Raw genomic sequence first — 16337 nt, 5'->3', positions numbered from 1 at the left:
GCGATGCGTACGAATCTGGCGGCCGGGCTGATGGCCCTGATCGCGGCCGCGGGGCTGGTGGGCGGGTCGCTCCTGGAGGGCTTCACGGTCTGGCACGTGGCGTTCGTCGCCGTCGGGCTGGTCCTGCCGGTGCTGGGCTGGCTGCTGGCCGCCCGCCGGCCGGACGTGCCGTACGGCCGGCTGCTGCTGGCCGCCGCGGTGTGCTTCGGCGCCGGCATCTTCGGCGTCGGCCTGGTCGGCCGCGTGCCCGGGCTCGCGGCCCCTTCGATGGTCGCGATGGTCGTCTTCTACGCGCTGACCTGGGTGTACGTCCCGCTGCTGTTCCCGGAGGGCCGGCTGCCCTCGCGCCGGTGGCGTCCCGTCGCCTGGGGCGCGGGCGTCGCCGCCGCCGTGCACGCCGCGGGGGTGCTGATGGCGCCCCTCTTCCTCGGCGGGTCTCCGGACGTGACCGATCCCGTGCAACTGACCGGCGTTCTCGCCGCCACCGTCGGCCAGCTCACCGTCTGGGTCGCCGGCTGGGTGGTCCTCGGAGGGCTCGTGCTGCGCTGGCGCCGCAGCCGTCCGCCGGAACGCTCGCAGTACGGCTGGATGGTCGCCGGGACCACGGCCACCCAGGTGGGAGTGCTGCTGGCGTACTTCTTCCTCTTCGGAGGGATCGCCCTGCCGGTCGTCGGCGTGGCCGGGGCGCTGGCCATGCTGGGGGCGCTGCCCGGCGCGATCGTGGTCGCGGTCGTCCGCCACCGCCTGCTCGACCTCCGCGTCGGCCTGCGCGGCTCGCGGCTGCTGCTGGTGTTCGACGTGCGGCCGACCGTGCAGGAGGTGCTGTCCAGCCTCGGCCCGGAGCTGGAGGACAGCCGGGAGCCCGTCGAGCAGCTCGGCAGACTGGCCATGGCCGTGCGCACCGGCCTGGAGACCCGCTGGGCCGCCGTCACGCTCGCCGACGGCCGCAGGGTGGTCTCCGGGCCGGAGGACGGTCCCGCGGCGATCACCCTGCCCGTGCTCGGCGGGCAGGGGCGGATCGAGTGCGGCCCGCGTGCCCACGGCCGCCTGTCCGGCGAGGACCGGCGTTTCCTGGAGGCGCTGGCCGTACCCGCCGGGCTGGCGATCCAGAGCGCCGGGCTGGCCACCCGCCTGGTCAACGCGCAGGAGGCCGAGCGGCGGCGCATCGAGCGCAACATCCACGACGGCGTGCAGCAACAGCTCGTCGCCCTCATCGCCGGCATCGAGCTGGCCCGCGCCACCGGCGGCGGCACCGGGACGCTCGGGAACCTCCGCGAGCAGGCCCGCCAGACCCTCGCCGACCTGCGCGAGCTCGCGGCGGGCATCCACCCGTCGGCGCTCAGCCAGGGCGGCCTGGTGGAGGCCGTCGAGGAGCGCTGCGCCCGGCTGCCGGTGCCCGTCCAGGTGCTCGCCGGCCGGGAGCTGCGGGCCGAGCGGTTCCCCGACGAGGTCGAGGGCGCGATGTACTTCACGGTGAGCGAGGCCGTCGCCAACGCGCTCAAGCACGCGGGGGCGGCCAGGATAGAGGTGCGGCTGTCCCGGGAGGAGGGGCGGCTCGGCGCCACGGTGACAGACGACGGCACGGGGTTCGAGGCGCGGCCCGGCGTGCTCGCCACGCTGGCCGACCGGCTCGACGCGCTGGGCGGCGGGCTGCGGGTCGAGAGCGGGCGCGGAAAGGGGACACGGGTGGACGCGTGGGTGCCGGTCGATGGGTGACGCGATCAGGACGGTCCTGGCCGACGACCACTACCTGGTGCGCGAGGGCACCCGGCAGCTGCTGGAGACGTCCGGCGGGGTCACCGTCGTCAGCGCGGTCGGCGACGCCGACGAGCTGCTCGACGCGGTGCGCAGGCTGCGGCCCGACGTGGTGGTCACCGACATCAGGATGCCCGGCGGCGACTGGCGGCAGGGCTTCGAGGGCATCGACGCCGCGCACGCGGTGCGGGCGGCGCACCCGGGGGTCGGCATCGTGGTGCTGTCGCAGTACTCCGACGCGCTGTCCGCGCTGGAGCTGTTCAAGCACGGCACCGAGGGCTTCGCCTACCTGCTGAAGGACCGGGTCGGCGACCTGGACGAGCTGCTCGGCGCGATCAGGGCGGTGGCCTCCGGCGGCTCGGTCATCGACCCGAAAGTCGTCGAAGGCCTGATGGCGAGACACGACCTGCGCGGCGAGCCGGAGTCGCTCACCCCGCGCGAGCGCGACGTGCTCCGCGAGATGGCCCACGGCCGCTCCAACGGCGCCATCGCCAGGGCCCTGCACCTGTCGGTGTCGTCGGTGGAGAAGAACGTCAACTCCATCTTCACCAAGCTCGGCCTGGAGGTCAGCGCCGACGTGCACCGCAGGGTGGCGGCCGTGCTCGCCTACCTGAGGCCCTAGCCGAACACCGCCGGCGGCGGCACCGGAGCGAGCACCGCGTCGCCGTCCTTGATCGGGGCGGCTCCGGCGACGAATTTCTCCAGCGCTTCCCCGTACACGCATCTGGCCTGGGTGAGGCCGCCGGCGGCGCGGCGGGTGAGCGGGTCGAGCGGCAGCTCGGCGCGCGAGGCGGCGACGATCAGGTTGCCGAACCGGCGCCCGCGCATCACCCCGGGCTCGGCCAGCAGGGCGACGTGGCGGAAGGCGCCGGTGACGGTGGCGAGCAGGCGCCTGGCGAAGGCCAGGCCCTTGCCGTCGGCCAGGTTGATCAGCAGCGTGCCGGAGGGGCGCAGGACGCGGGCGACGTCGCCGAGATACTCCACCGTGGCCAGCTCCACCGGCATGGTGGCGCCGGTGAACGCGTCCAGCACCACGAGGTCGGCCGAGGAGTCCCAGACCTTGGCGGTGCCCTCCCGGCCGCCCGCGATGATCATTTTGAGCTTGGGCACCGAGCGCAGGTCGAGCTGCTCGCGTACCAGGTTGACCAGGAGGCCGTCGGGCTCGATCACGATGTGCCGGGAGCCCGGCCGGGTGGCGGCGACGTAGCGGGGGATCGTGCAGGCGCCGCCGCCCACGTGCACGCAGCTCAGCGGGCCCTCGTCGAGCAGGTCGATGACGTCGGCCATGAGGCGGACGTATTCGAATTCCAGAAATGTCGGGTCTTGTAGGTCCACATAAGACTGAGGTACGCCATCCTTGGACAGCACCCAGCCGTCCTGCCTGTCCAGGTCCCGGAGCAGCTCCACCTCGCCGAAGGTCACCGGGTACTGGCCGGGCATCGGTTCCCTCTGTCCACGTGCCACGTTCATCTCCTCCTGGGAGAACCGTATGCGACAGCGCAGGCTGATTGTGGTCGTAGGCGCAGTTGTGGCCGTTATCGCCGCGGTGGCTTTCGCGGTCTCGGCCGCCGGCGGCGTCGAGGGCAGCCCCGCCGACACCTCGGCCGCGTACTTCCAGGCATGGCGGGACGGCGACGTGGTCGCCATGTCGCGGCTGGTGGACCGGCCTCCCGGCGACTTCAGGCAGTGGCACGAGGCGATGGGCGGCGCCCTCGGCGTCGAGCGGCTGCGGCTGGAGCCCGGGGACGTCGAGCGCACCGGCGAGGAGACGGCCGAGGTGACGTTCACCGGGGTCAGGGAGCTGGAGGAGCTTGGCGAGTGGCCGTTCGACGGCACGCTCAGGCTGGCGGTGCGCGACCGGCAGTGGAAGGTCCTCTGGCAGCCCGAGACCCTGCACCCGCTGCTCAAGGACGGCGGCACGATCGAGCTCGTCGAGCTGTTCGGCTCCCCGGCCGAGCAGGTCACCAGGGAGGGCGACAAGATCCCGCACAACAGCTACGCCGACGCCCACCTGCGGCCGCTGCGCGACGACCGGGAGGAGGGCGAGCCGGTGGGCTGGGTGCTGGTGGCCAAGGCGCCGGGGAAGCCGGACCGGGAGCTGCTGAGCGCGCGGCCGGAGACCCGCCGCCAGCGGACCACGCTGTCGCGCTCGGTGCAGGCGGCGGCCGCGCGGGCGCTCGACGCGAGCTCCGACGCGGCCATCGTGGCGATCCAGCCCAGCAGCGGCGACATCCTCGCGGTGGCCGACCGGCTGAAGAGCGGCTTCAGCGCGTTGAAGGACGTGTTCCCGCCCGGCTCCACCTTCAAGGTCATCACGGCCGCGGCGCTGCTGGAGTCGGGGCTCGGCCCGGGTGACCAGGTGGCGTGTCCCGGCACGTACACGATCCCCGGCCATCGCACCCTCCGCAACGACGGCGAGGTGGCGCGCGGCGCCGTCTCCTTCACCGACGCGTTCGCGTACTCCTGCAACACCACGTTCGTCGAGCAGTCGCTCGCCCGGCTGGACGTGGCCGACCTGCCGGAGACGGCCTCCCGGTGGGGCTTCGGGCGGGCGCTGCCGACCGGCGCGGGCGGCTTCTGCGGCTCGATCCAGGAGGCGGACGGACCCGACCAGCGCGCCGCCGACGCCATCGGGCAGGGCTCGGTCACGGCCAGCCCGCTCTGCATGGCGACGGTCGCCGCCGCGGTGCAGAGCGGCACCTGGCGGGCGCCCAGGCTGGTGCCGGAGAAGGAGGCCACCCGCATCGACGGCCCCGCACCCGACCCCGTGGAGCTGGACCAGGGGGTGGTGGCCGGGCTGCGCGCGATGATGCGCGCGGTCGTGGACCACGGCACGGCCGGCGGCGCGGGGCTGCCCGGTGACCTGTCGGGCAAGACCGGCACCGCCGAGGTCGTGGACGGCGCCCCGCACGCGTGGTTCATCGGTTACCGCGGCGACCTGGCCTTCTCCGTCTTCGTCAGGCACGGCGGCTCGGGCCGGTCGGCGGCGGTGCCGATCGCCGCCCGCTTCTTGAACGGACTCTAACCTACGGTACCGTAGGTTATATGACGACGATCTCCGTTAAGCCCATTCTGCGGGGGTGGTTGCACGCGGGAGCGTTGCCCGTGACCATGATCGCGGGCATCGTGCTCGTGGCGCTCGGCCCGACCCTCCAGGCCCGCCTCGCCTCGGCCGTCTACGCGATCACTTCAGGGCTGCTCTTCGGCATCTCGGCCACCTATCACCGCGGCACGCTCGGCCCCCGGCTCGCCGAGTGGCTGCGCCGGTTCGACCACGCCAACATCTACCTGATCATCGCGGGCACGTACACGCCGTTCGCGCTGCTCGCCCTCGACGGCGCCGCGCGCATCGCCGTGCTCGCCGTCACCTGGGGCGGGGCGCTCGCGGGCGTGCTGTTCAGGGTGCTGTGGATGGGCGCGCCGCGCTGGCTCTACACCGTCCTGTATCTCGCGCTCGGCTGGACCGCGATCTTCGTGATGCCGCAGCTCCTGCGGGGCGCCGGGGTGGCCGCCGTGGTGCTGGTCGCCGTCGGAGGCGTCTTCTACAGCGCCGGCGCCGTCGTGTACGGGCTGCGCCGGCCGGATCCCTCGCCCCGCTGGTTCGGCTACCACGAGGTGTTCCACGCCTTCACCCTGGCCGCCTACCTGGTGCAGTACGTCGCGGTGTCGATCGTGGTCTACTCCCAATGATCGCCCATTCTTGACCATGCCAAGGGGTGCCCCGACGGCTCGCGCGGACATCAGGGAAGAATGGAGCAGCAACTCGCGCGTACCTGGTGGATGCCGCTCGTCCGGGGCATCGCGGCCGTGATCTTCGGCATCCTGGCACTGATCTGGCCGGGCATCACCCTGCTGGTGCTGGTGATCTTCTTCGGCGCCTACGCGATCGTCGACGGCATCGTCGCGATCTACTCCGCGTACCGCCACGAGGTGCGGTCGCGGGCCTGGGCCGTGGCCCTCGGCGTCATCGGCATCCTGGCCGGCCTCGCCGCCTTCATCTGGCCGGGCATCACCTCGCTCGTGCTGCTGTACCTCATCGCCCTCTGGGCGATCTTCACCGGCATCGCGGAGATCGCGGACGGGATCCAGCTGCGCAAGGTCATCTCCAACGAGTGGATGCTCATCCTGGGCGGCGTGCTGTCGGTCATCTTCGGCGTGCTGCTCCTGCTCTGGCCGGCCGCCGGGCTGCTCAGCCTCGTCTGGCTGGTCGGGATCTTCGCGCTGCTGTACGGGATCACGCTGATCGCGCTGTCTTTCCGGTTGAAAAAGATAGCCTGATGGGGCGGTGATCCGTAAATTTTATGGATGAATCCGGGTTACGGTGGGGAATATATGGCATGTCCGGCCGAATGCGGAGGAGACATGGACGTTCACGCCCGCCTTGCCCGCCACCTGCTCGTCGACGGATACAGGCTCGTACTCGACCTCGAACTCAGCCAGGGCTCGTGGCTCGTCGACGCCCGCGACGGCCGCCGCTACCTCGACTTCTACACGTTCTTCGCCTCCGCGCCGCTCGGCGTGAACCCGCCCTTCGACCCCGACTTCGCCCGCCTGCTCGGCCAGGTCGCCCGCAACAAGCCGGCCAACCCCGACATGTACACCGAGCACCTCGCCGACTTCGTCGACACCTTCACCCGGGTGCTCGGCGACCCCGCCCTGCCCCACCTGTTCTTCGTCGAGGGCGGCGCGCTGGCCGTGGAGAACGCGCTCAAGGTCGCCTTCGACTGGAAGAGCCGCCGCAACGAGGCCGCCGGTCGCCCGCGCGAGCTCGGCACCCGGGTCCTCCACCTCACCCAGGCCTTCCACGGCCGCAGCGGCTACACGCTGAGCCTGACCAACACCGATCCGGTCAAGACCGACCGGTTCCCCACCTTCGACTGGCCGCGCGTCGAGGTGCCCGCCATCCACGCCGGCGACGTCGAGGCGGCCGAGGAGCGCGCGCTGGCCCAGGCCCGCGCCGCCTTCGAGCGGCATCCGCACGACATCGCCTGCTTCATCGCCGAGCCCATCCAGGGCGAGGGCGGCGACAACCACATGCGGCCGGAGTTCCTGCGGGCCATGCAGGACCTGTGCCACGCGCACGACGCCCTGTTCGTCCTGGACGAGGTGCAGACGGGCGGCGGCACCACCGGCACCCCCTGGGCCTACCAGCAGCTCGGGCTGCAGCCGGACATCGTGGCCTTCGCCAAGAAGGTCCAGGTCGGCGGCATCATGGCGGGGCGGCGCGTGGACGAGGTGCCCGGCAACGTCTTCGAACGCAGCGGGCGGATCAACTCCACCTGGGGCGGCGGGCTGGTCGACATGGTGCGCAGCCGCGGCATCCTGGAGATCGTCGAACGCGACGGGCTCATCCCGCGGGCGGCCGCCCTCGGCGCCACCATCCTGGAGCGGCTGACCAAGCTGGAGGCCGAGCACCCGGAGACCGTGTCCGGCGTCCGGGGGCGCGGGCTCATGTGTGCCTTCGACCTGCCGGCGCCGTCCGACAGGGACGCCCTGGTCACCCGGCTGCGCGAGGAGGCGGGAGTCCTGGTCCTGCCGTGCGGGCCCAGGTCGGTCCGCCTGCGCCCGGCGCTCAACATCCCGGAGCAGGACGTGGACCACGGCCTCACGGCCCTGTCCGCCCTCCTGGAGACGGCTCCGTAGCCACCTCTGTCCGAGCGCGCGCGCCTCAGGGGAGGGCGCGCACGCTCCGAAACGGGATCACTCCGTGGTACGGGACCGCCAGAGGCCGATGGCACGGACGCGGGAGTCCACGCCGAGCTTGGCATAGATGCGGTTGACGTGGTTCTTGACCGTTTTCTCGCTGAGAAACAGTTGCTGTGCGATCTGGCTGTTGGACTGTCCTGTCGCGATCAGGTCCATGACCTCGGCCTCACGCTTGCTCAAGGACGTGAACGCGCTGTCGAACGCTGCGTCGTCGACTCTCATCCGGCCTCCGGGGCGCGCAGACGGTCAGATCGCCGAGTCCCCCCAACCAACCGGCGTTAGCGGTAGACAGCGAGCATAACTCGCATTGACATGTTTTTGGGGAGTTGTCGGAAGAAAACGGCAACGGCCGGTCCCGAAGAACCGGCCGTTGCCCTCTGGGGTGAGTGAAGGGACTTGAACCCTCGACATCCAGGACCACAACCTGGCGCTCTGCCAACTGAGCTACACCCACCATCGCGCCGTCCGCAAGAACGGCACAGGAAGAGTGTAGCGGTGTTCGGGAGTCTTCACGCCACCCGTTAACCGCTGACACGCTCCGCGAGTGTCCGGGCCGTTGCCGAGTCAGGCCCGGGCTGGCCGACGAACACGGCAGCCCGATAGTAACGCAGCTCCCGGATGCTCTCCAGGATGTCGGCCAGAGCCCGGTGGCCGCCCTGCTTCTCGGGCGCGGCGAAGTAGACGCGGGGGTACCACCGCCGCGACAGCTCCTTGATCGACGACACGTCGACCATGCGGTAGTGGAGGTAGGCGTCGACCGCCGGCATGTCCCTGGCCAGGAACGTGCGGTCGGTGCCGATCGAGTTGCCGCACAGCGGAGCCTTCTTCGGCTCGGGGACGTGGCGCCGGATGTAGTCGAGCACCAGCGACTCGGCCTCGGCCAGCGTGACCCCGGTCGCCAGCTCCGGCAGCAGCCCCGACGCGGTGTGCATCTCGCGGACGACCCCCGACATCTGCTCCAGTGACTCCGGCGGCGGCTTGATGATCACATCCACGCCGCTGTCGAGCTGGTTGAGCTCGCTGTCGGTGACGATGCACGCCACCTCGACGAGCGCGTCGCGCCCGAGGTCGAGACCCGTCATCTCGCAGTCGATCCAGACCAGGGAATCACTCATGCGTACTCCTCGCCGCAGCGGCCCGGAGCGACCCGTCCGCCTGCTCATGCCACCAGCCTAGTGCCACTCGTCACGCGGGCTTGAGCGAGCTCACCACCTTGTCGACCACGTCGGTGCCGAGGTTGTCGGGCACCGAGACGTAGATGAGTCCCGGCCGCTCGCCCTCACCGCGGTCCATGAGCACGACCGCGCCGTTCTCCTTCTTCCACTGGTAGCCCTTCTCCTCGGAGATCTGGGTGAAGTCCATCTCGAACTGCACCAGCCAGGCGTCCCGGTCACCGATCTTGATCGCCTGGTCCTTGACGATCTTGCTGGTGTGCTGGAGCGAGTAGTACCTGTTGTTGAAGTCGGCGTACACCGCCTTGGCCGTCAGCCCGATCCCGGCGGCGCCGGGGTAGGGGTAGCGGTCGCTGAGCGCCCCGGTGAAGACGTTGCCGATCCAGTCGGACCGGCCGTCGAACTTCTCCTGCGAGATCTTCTGCACGCCGCTGCTCCACAGCTGGGCCCCCGGCTGGGTGCTGTTGATCGCGGACGCGCGCGGCACGTCCCAGGCGTCCGGCACCTCGTACGAGACCCCCAGCTTGGCGTCGGTGATGCGGCCGTCCACCGGCTGCGGGAGCTCGGCGGAGCTCTGCGGCGGGTCGGTCGAGGGCGGGGGATCGGTCGAGGGCGCCGGGTCCGGGTCCTCGGTCTCCGCCGGCTCCTCGGTCTGGCTCTGGGACGTCGTCGGCGCGGCCGCCGGGTCACCGGTGCTGTTGACGAAGACGACGGCGGCCACCACGAGGAGGGCCACCACGAGCAGTGCCGCCGCCCCGCCGATGATCCACGGCATCGGGTTGCTCTGCTTGGGCGGCGGGCCGTAGCCGGGAGCGTCCCACGACTGCTGCCCGTAGGAGCCCTGCTGTCCGTACGGGGCCTGCTGGCCGTACTGCTGCCCTCCCGGCTGCCCGTACGGGGCCTGCTGGCCGCCGGGATGCCTGAACGCGCCCTCCTGCGGACCCGACTGCCCATAAGGACCGGACTGCCCGTACGACCCCGACTGTCCGTACGGCCCGGACTGGCCGGAAGGTTCGGACTGCCCGTACGACCCGGACTGCCCGTACGACCCGGACTGCCCGTACGGACCTGACTGGCCGGAAGGGGGCTGGCCCTGGGGCGGAGGCTGGCCGTAGGCGAGCGTGGGGTTGGCCCCCGCCGGCGGCCAGTCAGGCGGACGGCTGCCGTGCTGCTGCTGCGGGCCGGAGGCCGGCTGGGGTCCTGAGGGCTGCTGGTGCGCCGGCCCCTGATCCGTCTGGCCCTGCTGCGTCGGGCCTCGATCCATCGGGCCCTGCTCCATCGGATGGGTGGCGTCGGTCCACTGGCTGCCGTCCCACCACCGCAGTTGCGGAGAGCCGTACGGGTCGGGGTACCAGCCCGCGGGGGTCTGCGAGGTCATGCACGTCAGCGTAGTAAACAACCGCTTTGGTGTGCATTCAGCACTTGTAGGTGAAGGTCGTCTTCGCGGTGCGGGCCGGACCGGGAGAGAGCACCCGTAACGTGGCCGTGGCCTTGGCGGTGCGCTCGCCCTGGAGCCGCCACGTCAGGTCGACGTCGTAGGAGGTGGTGCCGGCCGTGGCGCGCAGGGTGCCCTCCTCGACGTCCTTGTCCAGGTTCATCCGCCACTCGTAGCGGATCTCGCCGGCCCCGCCGTTGGTGTCGATCCGGCCCGAGACGAACGCGTCGCTGTCGCAGCCCAGCGTCTTCTCCGACGTGGTGACGGTCACCTTCTCCACCGCCACGGGTGTGTCGTCGCCACCGCTGAGCCGCAGCCAGGCCAGGACCGCCCCGGCCATCACGGCCGCGAACACGAGCGCCGATACGATCGTCCGGCGGCGTCGCGCGCGCACCGCCCTGGCCCTGCCGTTCCGCGCGGGGGAGGCGCCCTCGCGCCAGATCCGCTGGGCCGTGGACTCCTGCCCCGCCGCGCCGACGCCCGGCCCGAACCGCATCGCCTCCCCGCCGCCGGGGCTGGGACTGGTGGTCGCCTGACCGGCGTGCGTGGTGCAGCCCGCGCTCTCGCGCCCCTGCGGGACGTGCAGCAGGGTGACGATGTCGCCCTCGTCGCGCTCCTGCCCGGCCGGGGCCGGCATGCCGTACGCGGCGGGCTGCGCGAACATCGACTGGCCGCGTGCCGCCTGCGCCAGCCGGTCACGGGTGATCATGCCGCCGGGCAGCACGTGCGACTCGGCGAGCAGACCGCTCCTGGCCGCCGCCAGCCCGTGGGTGGTGGCCGCGGCCGCGGCCCGCTCGAACGCCGCCGCGGCCTGCGGCGCCCCGCGCTGGCAGGCGCCGGCGAGCCCGCGTGCCAGCGCCGCCCAGCCGGAGACGTCGCGATCCGGCGGCGAGATCTCGCCCCGGATGGCGTCGGCCAGCCCGCGCTCCGACAGCAGCGCGGCGCCGTCGGCCGTGACCACGACGGTGCCCGGGTGCACCGAGCCGTGCGTCACCCCCGACGCGTGCAGCGCGAGCAGGGTCTGAGAGGTGTCGGCCAGCACCGCCGCCGCGCCGCCCGCCTCCACGGTGCCGGCCGCCAGCAGGCTCGCCAGGGTGGGCGTGACCGCCTGCGCGGTGAGCAGCCACACCTGCTCGCCGGCCGCCACCACGTCGGCGACCGGGATCAGCCCGCCGAGCCCGCCCATGACGAGCCGGCGGTCGGTCAGCACCGCCGACACCACCCGGTCGCGCACCCCGGGCAGCTCGATGATCCTGGAGTCGAACAGCAGCGCCCCGGCCCTGCGGCCGTCGGGCGAGATCGCGTCGATCCAGTTGCCCAGCTCGGTGATCCAGGTGTGCTCGGTCAGCCGGAACCCGGCGATCCCCTGTCTCGGATTGCTCATCGCCGTCTGCCCCCCCGGAGCGTCAGATCTTCCTGTGGTGACGCCCCGACTTGCGTCGCCTTACCGCCAGTTTGACGGGAACCGCACCGGACGTCACCCGTTCCGGTCGGTGCCGCTCCCTAGTCGATGATCACCGTGGGCGTGCTCCTGGGCGGCTCGCCGCCGGTCGGGCTCTCGGACGGGCTGGGCGTGGTCGGCGGTGTGGACGGCGTCCGCGTGGGTTGCCGCGTCGGCGTCTGCCGCGTGGGCGTGGCGGAGGGCTGCGTGGGCGCGGCGGTGCCCCGGTTGCCGGTGTCGGCCTTGCCGGACAGCCTGGTCTCCGGCGTCTCGGCCGGGGTGGACACCGGGGTCTTCACCGGGGTCCGGGTCGGCCGGGCCGTGGGCTTCCTGGTCCTGGTCGGCCGCACAGTCGGCCGCACCGTGGGGCGGGTCGTGGGACGGGTGGCCGTGGGCTGGGCGACGGGCGCGACGGACGTGGTCGGCTGCGGCGTCGTCGCCTCCGGCGTCGGCTCCTCGGGCGTCTCCGTCTCGACCGGCTCCAAGGTGTCGGTCTCCACCGGCTCGGCGCTGGAGGCCGACGGGGTGGGCGTGGCCGTGGTGGTCTGCGCGCGCAGGGCGGTGTCGCCCTTCCACGGGTTCACCAGCACCACCGCCACCGCGATCGCCACCCCGACGCAGGCCGTGGTGATCGCGGCCTTGGCGGACACCTTGCTCAGCAGCTTGGCCGGGCCTTCGAAGCGGGTCTCGGCCAGCGTGGTGACCGCCTCCGCCGGAGCCTCGGGCGGCACCGGCCAGAGCAGCAGGAGCAGGCCCGCCAGAGACGTCAGCCTCCGCCTGCCGCGCTCCTCCCAGTCGGTCCCGTACGCCTCGCGGGCGACGGTCTCCAGCTCCACCAGGAACGCCTCGGCGGACGCCGGCCGTTCTTCCGTGCGCTTGGCCAGGCCCTGCTCGACCAGGCCCTGCAGGGCCGGCGGCACCTCCTCGACGGGCGGCGGCGTGGCCTGGTGCTGGCGGGCCAGCGCGGCCAGGTTGGTCGCCCGGTAGGGGCGGGCGCCGGTCAGGCACTCGAAGAAGACCACCGTGGCCGCGTACACGTCGGTCGCGGGGGAGGCCGGCGCGCCCGACCACTGCTCCGGCGCCATGTACGGCGGCGTGCCGGCCGCGCTGGCGCCGATGCCGGCCGCCACGGCGATGCCGAAGTCGACCAGCTTGCTGGCGCCGTCGCCCTGGACGATCACGTTCTCAGGCTTGTAGTCGCGGTGCACGATCCCCATCGCGTGCGCCGCGGCGAGCCCCTGTAAGGAGCCCTTCAGCACGGTCAGCGCGGCCTCGGGCCCCGTCGGGCCCTCCGAGCGGAGCAGCTCGCGCAGCGACACGCCGTTGACCAGCTCCATGACGATGGCCGCGCCGTGCCCGGTCTCGACGTAGTCGATCAGCCTGGCGTTGTGCGGGCTGCGCATCGCGCCCAGCAGCCTGGCCTCCTGCCGGAACCGGGCGACGAAGCCGACGTCGTCCCTCAGCCGGTCGGACAGGTACTTGATGGCGACTTCGGCCCCGTCGTGGTCGCGCGTGGCCAGGACCACCCGGCCGGCGGCGCCGGTGCCCAGCTCGCGGACCTCGGTGTAACCGGGGACCCCCCACCGCTCATCGCCGTTCATAGCGGTCTCCTCTACGGTCGTCCGGGCCCCCACCCTCAACAGACGGAGCGTAGCTTAACCGGCGTTTCACACCTACCGGCATCAGATATCCCGAATTCGAAAGGGTGAGGTTCAGTCGATCTCCGGCTGTGGAGTCTCCGTCACCTCGGGTTCACAGTCCGGCAGCGTGCCGCCCCGCTGGGAGCCGCCGTTGCCCGCTCCCGGCCGGGTGCTCGCCCGTACCCGCCAGGAAGCCCCACAGGGTGTCTTGACCGCGTATCGGATCGTCCTGGAGTACGAAGTCGCGCCGGACAGCGTGAGCTGCCTCGTACCGGCGATCTTCCCGGCCTGGAACCCCACGACGAGGCGGACCGGCCGCGTGTCACCGGTTCTCACGGCGACCGTGGCGGTCAGCCCGCCGGCGTCGGTCACGGCGCGCACGACGGAGACGCTCCTGACCTCGATCGGGCAGACGACGTCGGCGCTGCCGGTGGCCGTCCGGCCCTTGGCGGTCACCCGCACCGTGACGGTGGCGCCGCACGGGCGGCTGCGGAAGGCGTGGCGGAACGTCGTGGTGTACGAGGTGCGCCCGGACGCCTCGGCCGACCGGGTGGCGACCTGGTCGCCGTTGACCGCGAAGGCCGCCGCCACCGGCACCTCGCCGGTGCCGCTGGTGCGCATGGACACGGTGGCTCTGGCGGTCGCCCCCGCCATGGCCAGCCTCACCCGCAGGCCGGTCACCTCGGTCGGGCAGGGCGGCACGCTCACGGTCGACGAACCGTTCCCGCCCCGTGCGGGCGGGTCGGAGACGACGGTGAGCGTGACGTCCTTGCCGCAGGGGCGCTCGCCCAGGTCGTGCGAGACGGTGCGGGTGTAGGTGCGGGCGTCGCCGAGCCCGATCCGCTCGGTGCGCACCTCCTCACCGGCGACGCGCCAGGTGGCGCGGGCGGTGATGGGACCGGTGCCGGTGGCGTCGACGGTGAGCGCTCCCGCCGCGACGGCGCCCCTGACGGCCAACCGGTGCACGGTGAGCGAGGACACCGCGGTCAGGGGCGGCGCGCTCGTGACCGGGTCGCTCGGCGTCGGGGTGCTCGCCGTCGGAGTCACCGTCGGAGTCACCGTCGGCGTGGTCGTCGTCGGCGGGTCGGAAGAGGGCGGGGCGGAGGAGGGCGGGGCGCTGGTGGGCGGGTCCGAGGAGGGCGGGGCGCTGGTCGGAGGCTCGGAGGAAGGCGGGGTGCTGGCCGGCGGGGCGCCGGGGTCGTCCGTGGAGGTCGCGACCGGGTCGGGGCCCCCGGTGACGGCGGGGTCCGGCGACCCGCCCGTGGCGGTGGCCGGGGATCCCGGGTCGCCGATGACCGGCAGGCGGCCGAGCGCCGTGTCCTCCGGGGAGGGGCCCGCGGTGGGATCCCCGGAGGGCCGCGGAGTCACCGCCGGCGGCAGGGACGGGGTGGGCGACGGCGCTTCGGAGGGCGCGGCGGCCACGGGTTCGAGCCGCGTCGGCGTCTCCCTGTTGACGGCCACGACCACCACGGCGGCGGCCACCACGGCGGCCAGCCCGCCCGCCATGGCTACGCGCACCGCCTTGCGCGGCGCTGCCCTGAACACCGTGCGGGCCAGGGTGGTGGTCACCTGCGGGGCGGGCTCGGCGGGCTCGGGCAGCAGCAGCGCGAGCAGGAACACCAGCCCGGCCAGCCGCCGGCGGCCGCGCTCCTCCCAGTCGTCGCCGTAGGCGGCCCTGGCGACCTCCTCCACCTCGGCGACGAACGCCTCGGCGCCGGCGGGCCGGTCGGCGGGGCTCTTGGCCAGCCCGCGCCGGATCAGCTCACGCACCGGCTCGGGCGCGTCGTCCACCGGAACCGGGGCGTGCAGGTGCTGGTAGCCCAGCACGCTCGGCTCCGGCGAGCGGTAGGGCCGGTGGCCCGTCAGGCACTCGAAGAACACGGCCGTGGCCGCGTACACGTCGGTCGCCGGGGTGGCGGGCTCGCCCGACCACAGCTCCGGCGCCATGTAAGGCGGGGTGCCCTCGGCCCGGGTGGCCTGACCCTGCTTGACGGCGATGCCGAAGTCGACGAGCTTGCTGTGGCCGTCGTCGCGGACGATCACGTTCTCCGGCTTGTAGTCGCGGTGGACCAGGCCGAGCGCGTGCGCCCCGGCCAGGCCGAGCAGCGAGCCCTTGAGGACGACCAGCGCCGCCTCCGCGCCGGTCGGGCCGCTCTCGCGCAGCAGCGCGCGCAGCGGGACGCCGTTGACCAGCTCCATGACGATCGCGGCGCCCTGCGGATCCTGGATGTACTCCCACAGCGTGGCGACGTTCGGGTCGCGCAGCGTGGTCAGCAGCCGCGCCTCGGAGCGGAACCTGCCCAGCGCGGCCGGATCATGTCGCAACCTCTCGGAGAGGTACTTGATCGCGACCTTGACGCCGGTCTCCTCGTGCGCGGCCAGCACGACACGGCCGCTGGCGCCCGCGCCGAGCTGCGTGATCTCCGTGTAGCCGGGTGCGCTCCACTCCATTTGTCCGCCTCTTTAACCAGGGTCGGCCCACCAGTTGAGACGCGTGATCTAGGGAAGGAGTTTGCCAGGTGCGCCCCTGTTCATGGAACTACTTTCTGTCACTGATGTGAACCGGTATGCCGATCCCGTCTGCGAGCGCCGGGTCGGGCAGCGGCTCGCCCCAGGCGGTGACGAGCGGGAGCACCCCCGCCCACATGGGCAGCGCGTAGTCGGCGTCCTCGTCGCTCGGCGCCCCACGGCGGATCTTGACCGACGCCTCGTCCAGCGGCAGGGCGAGCACGGCGGTGGCGGCCAGCTCCTTGCGGTCCGGCGGCCGGGCGTAGTCCCACTGGCCCGGCGCGAGCTGCTCGGTCAGCGCGCGCAGGCCGGCCATCCGCTCCTCCTCGTCCGTCACCAGCCTGGCCTGGCCGTAGACGATCGCGGAGCGGTAGTTGACGGAGTGGTGGAAGACCGACCTGGCCAGCACGATGCCGTCGAGGTGGGTCACCGTCACGCACACCTCGCCGCCGGCCGCCGCGCGGAGCGACCTGGCCCCCGTCGACCCGTGCAGGTAGAGGGTGTCGCCGACGCGCCCGTAGCCGGTGGGCACCACCATCGGGTAACCGTCGGCCACCACGCCCAGGTGGCAGATCAGACCCGCGTCGAGGATCTCGTACAGATCGTTCCTGTCGGTGCTGCCACGCTCCTTCGAGCGGCCCAGCCGGGTGCGAGCGGTGGAGGAGAGCATGCGTCGACCG

14 protein-coding genes and 1 tRNA gene are annotated in these 16337 nt (G+C 72.7%); 6 read left to right on the top strand and 9 right to left on the bottom strand.

The window, feature by feature from the left end; translation table 11 throughout:
• The first annotated feature begins 3 nt into the window (after positions 1-3).
• Together ACIBF7_RS31010 and ACIBF7_RS31005 are read left to right on the top strand one after the other, a co-directional pair.
• Positions 4-1716: a sensor histidine kinase gene (locus tag ACIBF7_RS31010; RefSeq protein ID WP_397198744.1), complete on the top strand. Its 1713-nt coding sequence runs from the start codon at positions 4-6 to the stop codon at positions 1714-1716.
• Positions 1709-2377, top strand: coding sequence for a response regulator transcription factor (locus ACIBF7_RS31005; protein ID WP_364231234.1), 669 nt, complete (start codon positions 1709-1711; stop codon positions 2375-2377). Before ACIBF7_RS31010 ends, ACIBF7_RS31005 begins: the two co-directional genes overlap by 8 nt.
• On the opposite strand, the gene ACIBF7_RS31000 is transcribed toward ACIBF7_RS31005, so the two are convergent.
• The gene (locus ACIBF7_RS31000) at positions 2374-3219 is read right to left on the bottom strand and encodes a fused MFS/spermidine synthase (protein ID WP_364231237.1); all 846 of its coding nucleotides are present in this window, start codon (positions 3217-3219) and stop codon (positions 2374-2376) included. The genes ACIBF7_RS31005 and ACIBF7_RS31000 overlap by 4 nt on opposite strands.
• Positions 3220-3301: 82 nt before the next feature.
• Here ACIBF7_RS31000 and ACIBF7_RS30995 point away from each other — a divergent pair, with 82 nt between their 5' ends.
• The 4 genes from ACIBF7_RS30995 (at position 3302) to lat (ending at position 7398) form a co-directional block, all read left to right on the top strand.
• A complete protein-coding gene (locus ACIBF7_RS30995) occupies positions 3302-4780 on the top strand; it encodes a penicillin-binding transpeptidase domain-containing protein (protein ID WP_397198743.1) in 1479 nt (492 codons plus the stop codon).
• 20 nt (positions 4781-4800) lie between these two features.
• Positions 4801-5445: a hemolysin III family protein gene (locus ACIBF7_RS30990; RefSeq protein WP_219543798.1), complete on the top strand. Its 645-nt coding sequence runs from the start codon at positions 4801-4803 to the stop codon at positions 5443-5445.
• A 60-nt stretch (positions 5446-5505) separates the two neighbouring features.
• Entirely contained in the window at positions 5506-6033 is a 528-nt protein-coding gene (locus ACIBF7_RS30985; protein WP_219543799.1) for an HdeD family acid-resistance protein, read from the top strand.
• An 84-nt stretch (positions 6034-6117) separates the two neighbouring features.
• The gene (gene lat / locus ACIBF7_RS30980; RefSeq protein WP_397198742.1) at positions 6118-7398 is read left to right on the top strand and encodes an L-lysine 6-transaminase; all 1281 of its coding nucleotides are present in this window, start codon (positions 6118-6120) and stop codon (positions 7396-7398) included.
• Positions 7399-7455: 57 nt separating this feature from the next.
• Here the strand turns inward: lat and ACIBF7_RS30975 are convergent, their stop codons facing one another.
• The 8 genes from ACIBF7_RS30975 to ACIBF7_RS30940 form a co-directional block, all read right to left on the bottom strand.
• Positions 7456-7683, bottom strand: a complete 228-nt coding sequence (locus ACIBF7_RS30975) for a response regulator transcription factor (RefSeq protein ID WP_364231245.1) — start codon at positions 7681-7683, stop codon at positions 7456-7458.
• A 156-nt stretch (positions 7684-7839) separates the two neighbouring features.
• Positions 7840-7915: transfer RNA gene (locus ACIBF7_RS30970), tRNA-His, on the bottom strand.
• Positions 7916-7982: 67 nt separating this feature from the next.
• Positions 7983-8576, bottom strand: coding sequence for an oligoribonuclease (orn, locus tag ACIBF7_RS30965; RefSeq protein WP_148029634.1), 594 nt, complete (start codon positions 8574-8576; stop codon positions 7983-7985).
• Between the two features lie 70 nt (positions 8577-8646).
• A complete protein-coding gene (locus tag ACIBF7_RS30960) occupies positions 8647-10011 on the bottom strand; it encodes a DUF2510 domain-containing protein (protein WP_397198741.1) in 1365 nt (454 codons plus the stop codon).
• Between the two features lie 37 nt (positions 10012-10048).
• Positions 10049-11452, bottom strand: a complete 1404-nt coding sequence (locus ACIBF7_RS30955; RefSeq protein WP_397198740.1) for a hypothetical protein — start codon at positions 11450-11452, stop codon at positions 10049-10051.
• A gap of 119 nt (positions 11453-11571) precedes the next feature.
• Positions 11572-13110 (bottom strand): serine/threonine-protein kinase, encoded by a 1539-nt coding sequence (locus ACIBF7_RS30950; protein WP_148029637.1) that lies wholly within the window; start codon positions 13108-13110, stop codon positions 11572-11574.
• 111 nt (positions 13111-13221) lie between these two features.
• Positions 13222-15600: a protein kinase gene (locus ACIBF7_RS30945; protein ID WP_397198739.1), complete on the bottom strand. Its 2379-nt coding sequence runs from the start codon at positions 15598-15600 to the stop codon at positions 13222-13224.
• Between the two features lie 88 nt (positions 15601-15688).
• Complete coding sequence (locus ACIBF7_RS30940) at positions 15689-16327, bottom strand: pyridoxamine 5'-phosphate oxidase family protein (RefSeq protein ID WP_219543804.1); 639 nt, start codon at positions 16325-16327, stop codon at positions 15689-15691.
• Between the last annotated feature and the right edge of the window lie 10 nt (positions 16328-16337).

This window comes from Nonomuraea sp. NPDC050478 (genome assembly GCF_044458265.1).
Lineage (GTDB): Bacteria > Actinomycetota > Actinomycetes > Streptosporangiales > Streptosporangiaceae > Nonomuraea > Nonomuraea ferruginea.
This window is presented reverse-complemented; position numbering and strand designations above follow the sequence as displayed.